General features: G+C 69.0%; 13 protein-coding genes. 4 read left to right on the plus strand and 9 right to left on the minus strand.

The annotated features are described in order from the left end of the window. Position 1 precedes the first annotated feature (1 nt). Complete coding sequence (locus JVH1_RS16945; RefSeq protein WP_009476995.1) at positions 2-901, plus strand: carbon-nitrogen hydrolase family protein; 900 nt, start codon at positions 2-4, stop codon at positions 899-901. Positions 902-970: 69 nt separating this feature from the next. Continuing rightward, complete coding sequence (locus JVH1_RS16950) at positions 971-2,017, plus strand: diguanylate cyclase (protein WP_009476994.1); 1,047 nt, start codon at positions 971-973, stop codon at positions 2,015-2,017. 24 nt (positions 2,018-2,041) lie between these two features. Here the strand turns inward: JVH1_RS16950 and JVH1_RS16955 are convergent, their stop codons facing one another. Then, positions 2,042-2,998 carry a DMT family transporter gene (locus tag JVH1_RS16955; RefSeq protein WP_009476993.1) on the minus strand — a complete coding sequence of 319 codons (957 nt, stop codon included), beginning with the start codon at positions 2,996-2,998 and terminating at the stop codon, positions 2,042-2,044. Positions 2,999-3,072: 74 nt separating this feature from the next. Between JVH1_RS16955 and JVH1_RS16960 the strand changes: the two genes are divergently transcribed. Continuing rightward, positions 3,073-3,975, plus strand: coding sequence for a LysR family transcriptional regulator (locus tag JVH1_RS16960; protein ID WP_009476992.1), 903 nt, complete (start codon positions 3,073-3,075; stop codon positions 3,973-3,975). Positions 3,976-4,113: 138 nt separating this feature from the next. Continuing rightward, positions 4,114-4,719, plus strand: a complete 606-nt coding sequence (locus tag JVH1_RS16965) for a hypothetical protein (protein WP_043780416.1) — start codon at positions 4,114-4,116, stop codon at positions 4,717-4,719. Positions 4,720-4,744: 25 nt separating this feature from the next. On the opposite strand, the gene JVH1_RS16970 is transcribed toward JVH1_RS16965, so the two are convergent. The 8 genes from JVH1_RS16970 to JVH1_RS17005 form a co-directional block, all read right to left on the minus strand. Then, the gene (locus JVH1_RS16970; RefSeq protein ID WP_009476990.1) at positions 4,745-5,677 is read right to left on the minus strand and encodes a 3,4-dioxygenase subunit beta; all 933 of its coding nucleotides are present in this window, start codon (positions 5,675-5,677) and stop codon (positions 4,745-4,747) included. Between the two features lie 141 nt (positions 5,678-5,818). After that, a complete protein-coding gene (locus JVH1_RS16975; protein ID WP_009476989.1) occupies positions 5,819-6,019 on the minus strand; it encodes a hypothetical protein in 201 nt (66 codons plus the stop codon). A 148-nt stretch (positions 6,020-6,167) separates the two neighbouring features. Beyond that, complete coding sequence (locus JVH1_RS16980) at positions 6,168-6,752, minus strand: hypothetical protein (RefSeq protein WP_009476988.1); 585 nt, start codon at positions 6,750-6,752, stop codon at positions 6,168-6,170. 155 nt (positions 6,753-6,907) lie between these two features. Beyond that, positions 6,908-8,041 carry a DUF3500 domain-containing protein gene (locus tag JVH1_RS16985; protein ID WP_009476987.1) on the minus strand — a complete coding sequence of 378 codons (1,134 nt, stop codon included), beginning with the start codon at positions 8,039-8,041 and terminating at the stop codon, positions 6,908-6,910. 54 nt (positions 8,042-8,095) lie between these two features. Beyond that, positions 8,096-9,730 (minus strand): FAD-dependent oxidoreductase, encoded by a 1,635-nt coding sequence (locus JVH1_RS16990; RefSeq protein WP_009476986.1) that lies wholly within the window; start codon positions 9,728-9,730, stop codon positions 8,096-8,098. Beyond that, positions 9,727-10,572 carry a fumarylacetoacetate hydrolase family protein gene (locus JVH1_RS16995; protein ID WP_009476985.1) on the minus strand — a complete coding sequence of 282 codons (846 nt, stop codon included), beginning with the start codon at positions 10,570-10,572 and terminating at the stop codon, positions 9,727-9,729. The genes JVH1_RS16990 and JVH1_RS16995 overlap by 4 nt, the downstream gene beginning before the upstream one ends. 41 nt (positions 10,573-10,613) lie before the next feature. Next, on the minus strand, positions 10,614-11,891 hold the full coding sequence (locus JVH1_RS17000; RefSeq protein WP_009476984.1) for an aromatic acid/H+ symport family MFS transporter: 1,278 nt from the start codon (positions 11,889-11,891) through the stop codon (positions 10,614-10,616). 135 nt (positions 11,892-12,026) lie between these two features. After that, entirely contained in the window at positions 12,027-12,704 is a 678-nt protein-coding gene (locus JVH1_RS17005; RefSeq protein WP_009476983.1) for a FadR/GntR family transcriptional regulator, read from the minus strand. Positions 12,705-12,734 lie beyond the last annotated feature (30 nt).

Below are 12,734 nucleotides of genomic sequence, written 5' to 3' on the forward strand. Positions count from 1 at the left end.
CATGCGCACACTGACCATCGCCGCCATCCAGACCGCCCCCGTCCCGTTCGACGTGGAGGCCACCTGGCAGCGGTTCGCCGACCAGGTCCGCGCCGTCCGGGACACCTTCCCGCACGTCGAACTCGTCGTGGTCCCCGAACTCGTGCTGGCCGCGGAGGCGCCCCTACTGCAGGCCCGCGCCGACTGGATGGACAAGGTGGCGCTCCCACTCGCCGGCCCCCACATCGACCGGATCTGCGCACTCGCCGAGGAGACCGGCCTGTGGCTGGTGCCGGGAAGCCTCTACGAGCGCGGCGACGACGACAAGATCTACAACACCGCCATCGCCGTATCACCTCTCGGCGAGGTGGTGGCCCGCTACCGCAAGGTCTTCCCCTGGCAGCCGTACGAGCAGACCGCACCCGGCAGCGAGTTCGTCGTCTTCGATATTCCCGGCATCGGCCGCATCGGCCTGGCCATCTGCTACGACGGCTCCTTCCCGGAAACCGCGCGCCAACTGGCCTGGCTCGGCGCGGAAGTGATCATCCAGCCGACCCTCACCACCACCCGCGACCGCGAGATGGAACTCGTCTGCTCCCGCGCCAACGCGTGGACCAACCAGGTCTACGTCGTCAACGTGAACGGCGCCGACCCGGCCGGAGTCGGCGAAAGCGTCGTCGTCGACCCCGAGGGCATCATCCGCCAGCAGGCAGGGTCGGGAGAAGAAGTCCTCGTCGACACCCTCGACCTCGACGCGGTGACCCGGGTCCGCACCTACGGCACGTTCGGCCTCAACCGCCCCTGGGACCAGATCGCCCGGTACGGCGAAGGGATTCGACTCCCGATGTACGAAGGCGCGGGCATCCAGACACCGCCGTGGCACGACGACGCCACGCAAATTCCCGCGTCCACGCCCAGCTGACTCGGTCTCCCGGGAGGGGCGGTCGCGAGAGCCCGCCCTTTCCGGGACAGGTCCTGGATAATTGCGAGGGTGAGGCCCCTCGCTGCTTCGTCCGTCGACACGGTCCTGCAGGACTATCAGCCGCGCATCCTGCGCCGCTACCTGTGGATCACGACTGCGCTGCACCTCGCGGGGTTCGTCCTCCCGCCCATGGTCGGGTTGTCGATCCGGCCGGAGACCGTCGCCGCTCGCACGGCGGGCATTCTCCTCGGAGTGTTCGCACTCGTCGTGCTGCACCGGGGCGGGCGCAGGCCGAGCCGACGCGCCTACCAGGTCTGCACGGCGGCGGCACTGCTCGCCACACCGATCGTCATGTCCGGTCTCGTTCTCGCCGTCGCCCAACTGCTCTGCGCGATCGCGGCGATGTTCCTGGCGATGTACTTCGTCGTGTTCTACCCGAAACGGCAGTCGAGGCTCCTCGTCGGATGCCTCACCGGGTTGATGGTGGTCGGAGTCGTCGTCGCGCCCACCGCCTTCACGCTGGTGCCGGTGGAAGTGGACACGGTGACCGTGAAGGCCGCCGTTCTCGTCGTGGCCGTCACCTGCGTAGTCGGCGCGGCCGGGATGTTCGGGTCCCTCACCCGGACCCTGATCGAATCGGCCAGCACCGACGGACTGACGGCCCTGCTCAACCGCGCCGGGTTCGAGCTCGCGTTCCGGCATGCGCTCGAAAGCGCGGGCACGGGACAGGTCTCCGTGTCGTTGGTCCTCATCGACGTCGACCAGTTCAAGTCGACCAACGACCACTACGGCCACGCCGCGGGCGACGCGGTTCTCGTCGACCTCGCCAACTACCTCGCCGCGCACATGCCCCGCGGCGCCCTTCTCGCCCGGGTCGGCGGCGACGAGTTCGTCACCTGCGTGGTTGGCGAGCATCACGCCGAGCTGCCCGGCGTGACGGCGCAACTCGCCCGGCAGAGCCCTACCCCGTTCAGCTTCGGCGCCGCGTCGTGCACCGGAGAGGCCGACCCACTCACCGCGCTCTATCGACACGCCGACCGCGAGCTGTACTCGGCGAAGCAGCGACAGCGCCCACCCGAACCGCCCGCCGACGAGCCGTCGCTGCGGACGGGGTGAACACGGGCAGGCGCCGCACCCGGGTCATTCGGCGATTCGGGCGGTCACCGGACGACGGTCCGCCGGCTTCACGTGGGTGACCATCCACACCGCTGCGACGACGAGTGCGCAGCCGGCGAACTGCCCGATGCTGGGTCGCTCGTGCACGATCACGATGGAGAACAGCATCGCCAGCACCGGCTGGAGCAGTAGCAACGTGGCGCCCACCTCGGCGGCGAGCCGCGGCAGGGCGAATCCGATGAGGACCCAGCCGAGTACCTGGCTGCTGAACGACAGCGCCGCCAGCCATCCCAGCGCGGGCCATCCCGGCGTCAGGTCCACCGTTCCCCACAGTGATCCCACTGCGGTCCCGACGACGCCCGCGGCGATCGTCGACACGAACACCTGCGACGACGCCCGGTGTGCGGATCCGGCGCGGCCGATGACGAAGATGTAGATCCCGTAGGCCACGCCCGCCGCCAGCGACAGCAGAGTTCCGAGGAACAGCTGATCGCCGTCGCCGCTGCCGCCGAGGATTCCGCCGGCGAGCGCCACGCCGGCGAACAGGAAGGGAACCGCCACGACGAAACGGACCGGCACTCGTGCACGGAAGAAGACCCACGCGAGCAGTGGCACGACGACGACTTGCACGTTGACGACGACGGTGGAGATTCCGGCGCCGATCAGGTGGATCGATCGCGCCCACAGCGCGAAGTCGACGCCGAGCATCATCCCGCCGAGCACCTGGGCCGCGATCACCCGACGCGGAATCCCGCCGTACCGCCGAAACTCCTGCAGCGCAAGGAGACCGAGGATGGGCAGCGCCAGCACACACCGGAAGAACGTCGACGTGGCCGGCTCCACCCCGGACAGCTTGATGAGACTGCCGGTCAGCGAAGTCGCCACCGCACCCGCCAGCACCAGCAGTCGCGGATCCACGGACGCGACGCTGAAGGAGGGGCTGACGAGGGCACGGGGACGCAAACGGAGGGCGGTAGTCACACCGAGAATTCTCCGAGGCTCCAACCATTACAACAAGTGAATAGTCGTGTCATGAAAACAGTAGCATTACTACTATGTTGAGTGTCGATCGCCTCCGCGCGCTGTGCGCTGTCGCCGAACACGGATCGATCGGCGCCGCAGCCCGCGCCCTGCACGTGACGCCGTCCGGGGTGTCGCAGCAACTCGGAAAGTTCGAACGGGAGGTCGGCGTCGCACTCCTGGTGCCCGCAGGCCGCGGCGTCCAGCTCACCGATGCGGGCCGGCTCCTGGCCCGTCGCGGGCAGGAAGTGATATCGCTTCTGGCGCAGGCCGAATCCGAAGTCGTCTCCCTCGACCGCGATGTGGTGGGAGAACTGCGAATCGGGTCCTTCTCCTCCGCAGGCAGAGTCGTCGTGCCGACTGCCGTGGCGACGCTGCGCAGGCGCCACCCGCAGCTCGCGGTCAGCTTCTTCGCCGGCGAGACCGAGGACCTCATACCCGCGATCGTGCGCCGTGAACTCGACCTCGCCGTCGTCGACAGCTGGGTCACGATGCCGCTGCACCTGCCCGAGGACGCAGTCCACACCCTGGTGCACCGCGACTCCGCCGACGTCGCACTGTCCCGGGACCATCCGCTGGCCTCTCGCGACCACGTCGACCTCGACGAGATCGCGGACATGCCGTGGACGACGTGGAAGAAGGGCGCGGTGTACCACACCTGGCTGGTGCAGACGTTGCGCAACCGCGGCGTCGAACCGGATATCAGGTACGAAGTGCCCGAATTCGCGGCTCAACTCGAATTCGTCGCGCACGGTCTCGCCGCCGCACTCGTGCCGCGCCTGGCCCGCGTCTGGGTACCGGACAACGTGGCGATCGTCCCGGTGCGTCCCACACTCGAGCGCGAGATCTACGCGCTCCGCCGCGCCGACAACGACCGCCCCACGGTCCGGGCCGGGATCGAGGCACTGACCGAAGCCTTCACCGGCATCGGCGCGTGACAGCTCCCCCGTCGCCCGACCTGTCCCGGCGGGTCTGACGCAGCCACGCCGACCGCGCGCGAACACCTGCCAGAAGGCCCTACACGTGCAGGCGTTTCGGTTGCACAATGGTGGTGGGCAACCACCCGGAGGTGCGCGATGAGCGAAACGTGTGCAGCGCCGATACGCCTGTGGCGTCTGGGTCCATGGAGCCGCAACCCTCTCATGCGGGGGTGCGACCGGCTCCGATCCGCGATGGTCCTCATCGGGGTGTTCTTCGTGCTCATGATGATCCCACTGGCCGCGGCCTACGGAACCGAGACGTACTCGCGGCTCGACCAGCAGACGCGAGCCGAACTCGCCACCCAGCACCCGACACCCGCCACGCTCGTCGACGATTCCCGCACCGGGAGCGCAGGAGAACCCCTGCCCGCCTCACCCCAGTATCAAGCCCACGCACGGGTGCAGTGGTCGGCGAACGGGCAGACGCACACCGCCGACGTTCCGACCGAATCGGCCGCGAAGGCCGGCCAGACCGTCACCGTCTGGCTCGACCAGAGCGGCGATCTCGTCCCGGCGCCGGAGACCGGTTCGCAGAACGCCGCCACGGCGGTGAGCGTCGCGTGCGGGATCTGGGTGACCGCGACCGGTGGGTACTGCCTCCTGTTCCTCGTCGTCCACTGGGTCGCGTCCCGCCGCCAGCAGGCTCAGCTGACGCGCGAATGGAACGAACTCGACCGTCCACCCGGGTGGCACGTCAGCTGACCGACGACGGAACCGAGCGCGACGGCTACCGGCCGGGCGCCCCGTTCGGCGGCTGTCCGCCACCCCCACCGGGACCGCTCGGCGCGGACTGCGCGTTCGCCGACTTCTCGGCGACACCGATCGTGATCGAGATCGTCATACCGGTGGCGGGTTCGCCCGACACGGTGGCCAACTCGGCATCCCAGCCGTCCCCGAAGACGTTGTCCGAGTCCAGGGAGACCTTCGACAGGTTGCCGACACTGTTCGCGTAACCGCTGTCGTAGGCGAAGACCGTGGTGCACGCGTCCTGCGGCACAGCGATCTGCGACGTCAACCGGGCGTCCTCGCCCGCCACCGCAGATTCCAGTGAGTCGAACACCTCGAAGTGAATGTGCGGCCACCGTCCCGAGTAGCAGGCCGGGAAGATCGACGTGAACGACACCGTGCCCGCGGAGTCCGCCAGCTGAACGCCGCGCAGGTAGTTCTGCTCGGTGATGCCCTGACCATAGAGCGAGTACTCGCCGTCCCGGTCGCAGTGCCACAGGTAGACGGCCATTCCCGCGCCGGCCGCGCAGTCCTTCGTCAGGTCCTGCAGGTTCAGTTCGATGGTCGTCGCGACACCCTCCGCCGTCCCGGTGTACGCGCCGAAGCTACTGCGAATGTCCTGCCGCACGATCCCCGACTCGACCAGCACGTTCGGGCCGTTGGACCCGTCGCCGGGATACGGTCCGGCCGTTTCCTGCGGCGCCGCCGCCACGCACGTGCCGTCGCTCACCGTCTCCGCCGTGGTCGCGGCCGCCCCTGTCGAGGACGACGTCGCCGTCGATCCCGCGGTCGAGCACGCGGCGAGCGCGGTCGCACCCGCCGCGCCGAACACGAACAGTGCGCGGCGACGCGACAACATCGATTTCAGGTCGTGGCTGAGGCCGCGATCGTGCTCGTGCACTTCGTCGGCGTGGTGACGCGGGCTGTTCGTCATGAGGACCTCTCCATGGGCTGTTCGGGTTACATCCCATACAAGCGGTCGCCGGTGCGGGCACCCTCGAGCTTCGCTGTGGAGTCGCTGTGAACGCCTGTCGCCCAGCAGCGGTCCCGTGGGGCGTCTCGCGAGACGCGCCGGTCAGAGAGATTCGGCGCCGGCCGTGCCGGAGAGTGATTCGTTCTCGAGGTCGCGCACGAGGGGGATGCCGAGGGCAGCGAGTAGCATCCGGCAGTCTTCGGCATCGATCGAGTGGTGGGCGACGGTCCGCTGCGCCTTACGGACGGACTCTTCGTCGAGCTCGCGTTCGCTTTCGAATATAGAAGCATCCCGGTCGGACATGGCTCCCACCTTTCCTCGGCATCACCTGAATAACCCGGAGTGAGTCCACCGAAACCGACACGGCACAACGCGATCGGGTGTCGTCCGAAGCGGATTCAGCTCCGCCGGAGGTGAGGTGCGAGGCCTGTCGAACCGGCCTGCGGGAGGATCAGCGACTGTAGGTCGCGAACAGCCTGCGGATGCTCTCGTCCCAGTACTGCTGGCGGCGGCGTTCGACCGCGCGTGAGCACATCGCCCACACCGCACCCAGGAGCAGCGCGCTCGCGGCGAGGGTGACGAGCACTGCCGCGACCGCGGCGCTGACGACGTCGGAGGTCGTGATCCGCGGGCCGGCCCAGCTTCCGTCGTCGCCGACGGCGATGGTCGTCGAGGTGCCCGCCGGGGTCCCCGAGGGGACCTCGATGCTGTCGGTGCGGGACTCGGAGCCCCAGGCCCACGTCGCCTTCACCATCGGGGTGGTCCGGACCGAGCCGCGGGGCGACAGGGTGATCGGGGCGTCGGCGCTGGTGACGGCCTCGACGAGGGTTGTGGTGGCGCGTTGTTGCGCGGCCCGCGCACTCTCCTGGTGGTACTCCCAGGTGCCGATCACGGCGGCGAGCACGATCGCGAGACCCCCGAGGGTGACGATGACGGATTTCAGGGTGGCCGCGAAGCGATCGACGGGTCGCGCGAACGGGTTGGACGGTCGACCCGACACCGAGTACACCACGGTTGCCTTCGAGCGCCCCAACACAATCCACCTCATTGTTTCGTCCACGTTAAATATCAGCTTCACCAGTGTCGCCACTGATCAGGCAACAGGGAAACCGAAATGGACAAACTTGACGAGTCTCACACTCCGCGGGCCGGAGTCGGCCCCGCTCAGCGCTGTGCGGGGCCGAGCGGCGTTCAGGGTTCGAGGTGCGGATCGGACTGTTCGCTGGATACCGTCCGGCTGCTCAGGTGCCCGCCGCCCCACTTCGAGTCGGTCCCGGCGTGGAGTGCGAGCAGGTCGTGCCCGAAGTCGTTGTCGAAGTCCCGCAGCACGGTGTGCAGGTGGTTCCCACCGCCGACGGAGTTGACCGCTTCGATGAGGTACCGGTCGGTGTGGACGCGGAAGTAGTGCGGTGCGCCGCGCTTCTGCGCACCGGCCCACGCGAAGAACACCCGGTCGATGCCCCCCTCTCGCAGCGCCTGCCGGTGGCGGTCGCCGGCTTCCTCGGGCAGTCGCTCGAGATAGCAGTCCACGATCCCCAGCAGCGTGTGCTGCTGGTCACCGGACAACTTCGCGCCGCTGATCCCGGACGGCCGGTCGCGGACGAACTTCAGGGCGACCCGGTCGGCGTCGGTGATGGTGTACCCGGGCATGCCGAGGTCGTAATGGTCGGGGTACTCGTAGGCCCCGATCCGCGGCACCTGCCGGGTCACGAAGTCGGCGGGGGCGACATCGTGGATGACGGCGAGGCCGCGCTGCTCGTCGTCCAGGGAGGCCAGCAGGTCGAAGGCCAGGCCCTCGTCGTCGGCAAGGGGCTTGAGCACCCCGTCGTACTCGGTGGGCTGGGCGCCCAGCGCGACCGGGGTGGCGGAGATCCACCGCTCGTCGACGATGGTCAGGTTGAGGCAGACGTGGTGACCGAGGAAACGCAGCGTCCAGGTGTCCTCGAATCCCGGCCTGCCGAAGAACGTCAGGAAGTACGAATCCGAGGTGCGCCACGTCTGCAGTGCCGGTCCGAGGAAGTCCTGCTCGTAGTCCCGGAGCACGTGCTCGAGTTGCGGAATCGAGAGCACCTTCGTGAAGGTGCGCAGCGGCACCGCCATCCGGATCAGATCCCACACCAGCACCTTCTGGTGACGGTCCAACTGGTGGAGCGGGATGCCGGTGCGGTCCGGTTTGGGGATGATGTCCCAGTTCAGCCGCCGCGGGTCGTCGAAATCGTCGATGATCGCGGTCGCCCGTTGCCGGGGGTCGAACGTATCGATCAAACCCATGGCGGTCACGAGCAGCTTGGTCGCCGTCTGGGGCGCCTCATGGAGAGCAGACACGTGAATCTTCCTTCTCGAGTGTGGAGGTGGAGCGTCCGGCGAGGGGAGGTGTTCTCACCATCCCGCCGCGAGGTCGATCGCCTTCTCGGCGCCCGCGAGGTCGCCGCCCCGCCACGCCACGTGCTGGTCGGGTCGGACGAGGACGAAGGGGGCGCCGAGGAGACTGCCCAGAGATCCACCGGTGTCGGACAGCCGCAGCACCGTCAGAGGGACGCCGACTTCCGCGGCCTTCGCCGTCAGCGCGTCGAGTTCGGCGGTACGCCGCGAGGATCCCACGTCGTCCAACACGACGAGGGTGTACTCCGGGCCGAGCGCGTCGTAGAGCGAACGGCCGTCGCCCAACCACGCGTGCGGCAGTAGCGCTCCGGGGCACGAGGTGGGCACGTACTCGACGGGATCTTCCGCCGGCGGCGTCGAACCGTCGGGCACGATGACGGGTGAGTCGGTGTAGGCGTAGCCGAGAACGAGTCCGAGCGAGTGGAATTCGCTCTTCTTCACGGCGAGCGCCTCTGCAGTGCGGCGGCGCGCCTCGTCTGCCGCGGGGCCGTCCTGACCGATCTCGACAGTGGAGAAGTGGTGCGCCAGAGCCTTTTCCTGCGCTCCGGCTTCGGCGATGGTGCGGGCGGCGACGGGCCGGCGTTCGGCTTCGTAACTGTCGAGCAGTTGCGGCCCGGCCCAGCCGCGCAGCGTCGCCGCGAGCTTCCACGCGATGTTGACGGCGTCACCGATGCACGTGTTGTACCCGTGCCCGCCCCACGGCGGATTGAGATGCGCGGCGTCGCCGACGAGGAACACCCGACCCTTGCGGTAGCTGTCGGACAGCAACATTCGTGCCACCCACGGGTCGGTGGCGATGATCTCGACCGGGACCGGCTCTCCGATGAGGCTGTGCACGAGCGCGGTGGCGTCGACCTCCTCGTCCCGGACGTCGACGCCCTGCACGATCGCCCACCAGGTGTCCGACAGGTCGAGCCGGCCCACTATGCCCGCCGCCCCGGGTGCCATCACCCAATGGTGGACGGCCCCGTCGAACGGCACCCGCTCGGCCAGGCCCGGCGCACGGAACAGGATGCTGAGGTTGGGGCGCTCGCCCGACGTGCCCTCGAAGCGGGCGCCGATGGACTCGCGCACGATGCTCGCGCCGCCGTCGCAGCCGAGGACGTAGTCCGCCACGACCGTTCGGGTCTGCCCCGGACCCTCCACCGTCGCACGGACGGTGCCGTCGAGGAGTTCCTCGAGCGACGTGACCCGCGCCCCGAGCTGCAGGGTGGCGAATTCGCTGCGCTGCACCGCCTCCCGAAGCACGGTCTCCACGACAGGTTGTGGTGCCTGCTGGCCGCGTTCGGGCGCCAGCGTCGGAGTGGCGACGTCGAGCTGGAAGCCGTTCTCGAACCGGGTGATCTCGTGGCCCAGCAGAGTCGAGCAGAACACGATGTCCTGCGCCCACTCGACGGGAAGAGGCGACGCGGCACGCACCTCGTCGGCCAGTCCCCACCGCCGCAGGTGCGTCATGGTGCGGGCGTTGGTGGTCTTGGCGCGCGGGCGTTCGGCGTCGACATCAACCCTCGGTTCGACGACCAGGCTTGCCACCCCGTGGTGGGCCAGCTCGAGCGCGGCCGCGAGCCCGGACGGCCCGCCGCCGGCGATCAGTACCGGTGTCCGGTCGACACCGGACGCGACGTCGGTCATGCGCCCTTCCTTCCGCTGGCATCGACGATCGGGGTCCGCAGGACGCCGAGCTTGTCGATCTCCACCTCGACGATATCGCCGGGCCCGAGCAGCCACGGGGGGTTCCGCACGTAGCCGACGCCCTCCGGGGTGCCGGTGGCGATGATGTCGCCGGGGTGCAGGGTGAACGTCTCGCTGACGAGGGCGATGATCTCGCCGACCGGGAAGATCAGGTCCCGGGTGTTGCCGTCCTGCACGACCGTTCCGTTGACGCGGGTCTGCACCCGCAGACCCGCGGACAGATCCCCGACCTCACCGGCGGGAACCAGCGGGCCGAGGGGGCCGGACCGGTCGCCGTTCTTGCCGAGCGTCCATTGCGCGGTCAGCTTCTGCGCCTTGCGGGCGGTGAGGTCGTTGAAGCAGGCGTAGCCGAGCACCCCGGCCTGGCCGGTGGCCGCGTCGACGCTTTCGAGCCGGGTGCCGATGAACGCGGCCACCTCACCCTCCCAGTCGAGGCCCGCCTCGTTGGCCGGCACCGGCGTCGGGGCTCCGTCGACGCTCAGCGACGGGGTCCACCGCCCGAACAACGTGGGGTAGGGCGGCGGGGTGAAGCCGCCCTCGGCGGCGTGGGCCTTGTAGTTGAGGCCGACGCAGATGACGCGGGCGGAGTCGGGCACCGGCGGCACCACGCTCACGAGCGTGACGTCGATCTCCGGCGATTCGAGGTGTTCCGCCCGTGCCACCCAGCCGGCGGCGTCGCTCCAGAACTCCTCGAGCGGGGCGAGCGGTCGAACGAAGCCGTCGCGGAGGACACCCACGGTCACGGCGTCCTGATCCTTCTTGCGGTAGCCGACAATCTTCATCTATTTCATCCTTTTCGTCCGCCACCGTTCGGTGACGAGTTCTAGCGGGAAACTTCGGTGCTGCGCGCGGTGGTTGCTTCGAAATGGTTGTTCGCGGCGGCGGGGGTGGCGCGGGGGCGTCGTGGGAGGGTCGCCATCACGACGCCGCCGATCAGCGCGGGCACGGCGAACGCCAGTGAGCTGACGATGACGGCACCGCCACCGGCGACGAAGAACGCGCCGTACGTGGGGCCCGCGATCGCGCCTGCCCGTCCGATTCCGAGCGCCCACCCGAGCCCGGTTGCCCTGAACCGGGCCGGGTAGAACGTCGCGATGTGATCGTTGAGCATGTTCTGGGTGCCGAGGCCGCCGAATCCGGCCAGCGCCACCAGCAGCATCAGGACGGCGGTCGGCGGGTGCGTGCCCATCAGTGCGAGAGAGACTGCGGCCGTGGAGAACCCGGTCAGGACCAGCGGCTTGGGTCCGAACCGTTCGGCCAGCACGGAGGCGAGCAGCGTTCCGACGATGGCGCCGGCGCTGTAGACGAGCAGGAACGTCACCGCCGAACCGATCGGGTAACCGGCATTGCGCATGATCTGCGGCAGCCAGGTTGTCACCCCGAACATGGTGAGCATGCTGCAGATCGCGACGAACCAGATGCCGACCGTGGCCCGCCCCATCCCGTCACCGAAGAGTTTGGCGACCGGCGACTTCGACGCCCGTTCCTCGGAGGATCGTTCGGCGACGAACGCCCGCGACTCCGGCAGAAACGCGAACGCCAACGGCAGCAACGTGATCAGCGGAACCGCACCGAGTGCGTAGACCGGACGGAAACCGAACTCCTCGAGCAGCACCAGGGACGCCGTCGATGCGAGGACGCCGCCGAACGCCGGTCCGGTGAGCACCATGCCGAGGATCCGGGACCGGTAGGCCGGGGACGCGAACTCCGCCGCCATCGCGATGGCGGTGGGCATCAACCCGCCGATCCCCAGGCCGGCCACCAGCCGGGTGGCGGCGAAGATCTCGAAGGTCGGGGCGATCGCGGTGACCAGGGTTGCCGTCGAGAAGAGCGTCAGGCACGCGAGGAACAGGCGGCGACGGCCCAGGATGTCGGTGAGCGTCCCGGCCGTCAGCGAGCCGACGAGGACTCCGACCAGGGCAGCGCTGCCCACGGTGCCTGCCGCCCCCGCCGTAATGAACCACGGGGCGTGCCCGATCAGGGCGGGCAGGGTGGCGCCGTAGACGAACAGGTCGTATCCGTCGCTGAGGAGGGCAGCCCAGCAGAGGACGGGCACGAGCACTCTGCCGCGGCCGCCGGGTGAGGACGTGGAGAAATTCATGCGGAACACTCCTGGTCGGTGGGGGGAGAATCGACTCCTCCGATAAACGGTTATAACCGTTATGTGTGATGGTAGCCACAGACCACTGCCCCCTGTCAAGCACGGGAATCGAGAAAGACTGCGAGAAGTGATCGCTCAGTGAGCGTGCGCCTGAGCGGCCGCGCGGGCTCGGGTCGCGTCGCCGGACTCGATCGCATCGACCAGCGCACGGTGCACGTCGATCCGTCGCGCGAAGTACTCGCTATTGGTGGCGCTTCGTTCGCGGCTCGCGCGCGTCGCGTGCTGCTCCACATAGGTTTCCAGGCTCAGATAGGTTTCGCGCAACACCTGGTTGGGGCCGATCGCCACGATCCGGCGGTGCAGATCCCACACAGCACGGATGAACGCCTCGGGGTCACCGGCCGAATCCTCGAGGACGGTCATCACCTGCCGCAGGTCGGCGACGTCGGCGTCGGCCCGGTGCCGGGCGGCCAGCTCCGTCACGAGGGGTTCCAGTTCTTCCCGGACGGCGATCGCGTCGGCGACTCCCGCCGCGTCGCCCTCGACGGTCAGCAGGGTGCGGCCGAGCCGGACCACCGAGGACGGTTCGGCGACGAACAGGCCACCGCCGGGCCCGGGCCGGACGGTGATGACCCCCCGATCCTGCAGGAGCCGGACCGCCTCGATGACCGTTCCGCGGGCCATCCCCGACTCCGCCTGGAGTTCCTTGCGGGTGCCCACCCGATCACCGGGCGCGAGTTCACCCGCGGCGATCCGGTCCTGGATGTGGGCGACCAGGGACTCTGCCCGGGTGACGGTGCTCTGGATCGCCATGGCACGAGTGTAGAGCTCAGCCGCTCCGGC

Source organism: Rhodococcus sp. JVH1 (assembly GCF_000280725.2).
GTDB classification, from domain to species: domain Bacteria; phylum Actinomycetota; class Actinomycetes; order Mycobacteriales; family Mycobacteriaceae; genus Rhodococcus_F; species Rhodococcus_F jostii_A.

Coding starts and splice junctions, on each gene's coding strand:
- JVH1_RS16945 (WP_009476995.1), top strand. CDS start 2: ATGCGCACACTGACCATCGCCGCCATCCAGACCGCCCCCGTCCCGTTC.
- JVH1_RS16960 (WP_009476992.1), top strand. CDS start 3,073: ATGTTGAGTGTCGATCGCCTCCGCGCGCTGTGCGCTGTCGCCGAACAC.
- JVH1_RS16965 (WP_043780416.1), top strand. CDS start 4,114: ATGAGCGAAACGTGTGCAGCGCCGATACGCCTGTGGCGTCTGGGTCCA.
- JVH1_RS16970 (WP_009476990.1), bottom strand. CDS start 5,677: ATGACGAACAGCCCGCGTCACCACGCCGACGAAGTGCACGAGCACGAT.
- JVH1_RS16975 (WP_009476989.1), bottom strand. CDS start 6,019: ATGTCCGACCGGGATGCTTCTATATTCGAAAGCGAACGCGAGCTCGAC.
- JVH1_RS16990 (WP_009476986.1), bottom strand. CDS start 9,730: ATGACCGACGTCGCGTCCGGTGTCGACCGGACACCGGTACTGATCGCC.
- JVH1_RS16995 (WP_009476985.1), bottom strand. CDS start 10,572: ATGAAGATTGTCGGCTACCGCAAGAAGGATCAGGACGCCGTGACCGTG.
- JVH1_RS17000 (WP_009476984.1), bottom strand. CDS start 11,891: ATGAATTTCTCCACGTCCTCACCCGGCGGCCGCGGCAGAGTGCTCGTG.
- JVH1_RS17005 (WP_009476983.1), bottom strand. CDS start 12,704: ATGGCGATCCAGAGCACCGTCACCCGGGCAGAGTCCCTGGTCGCCCAC.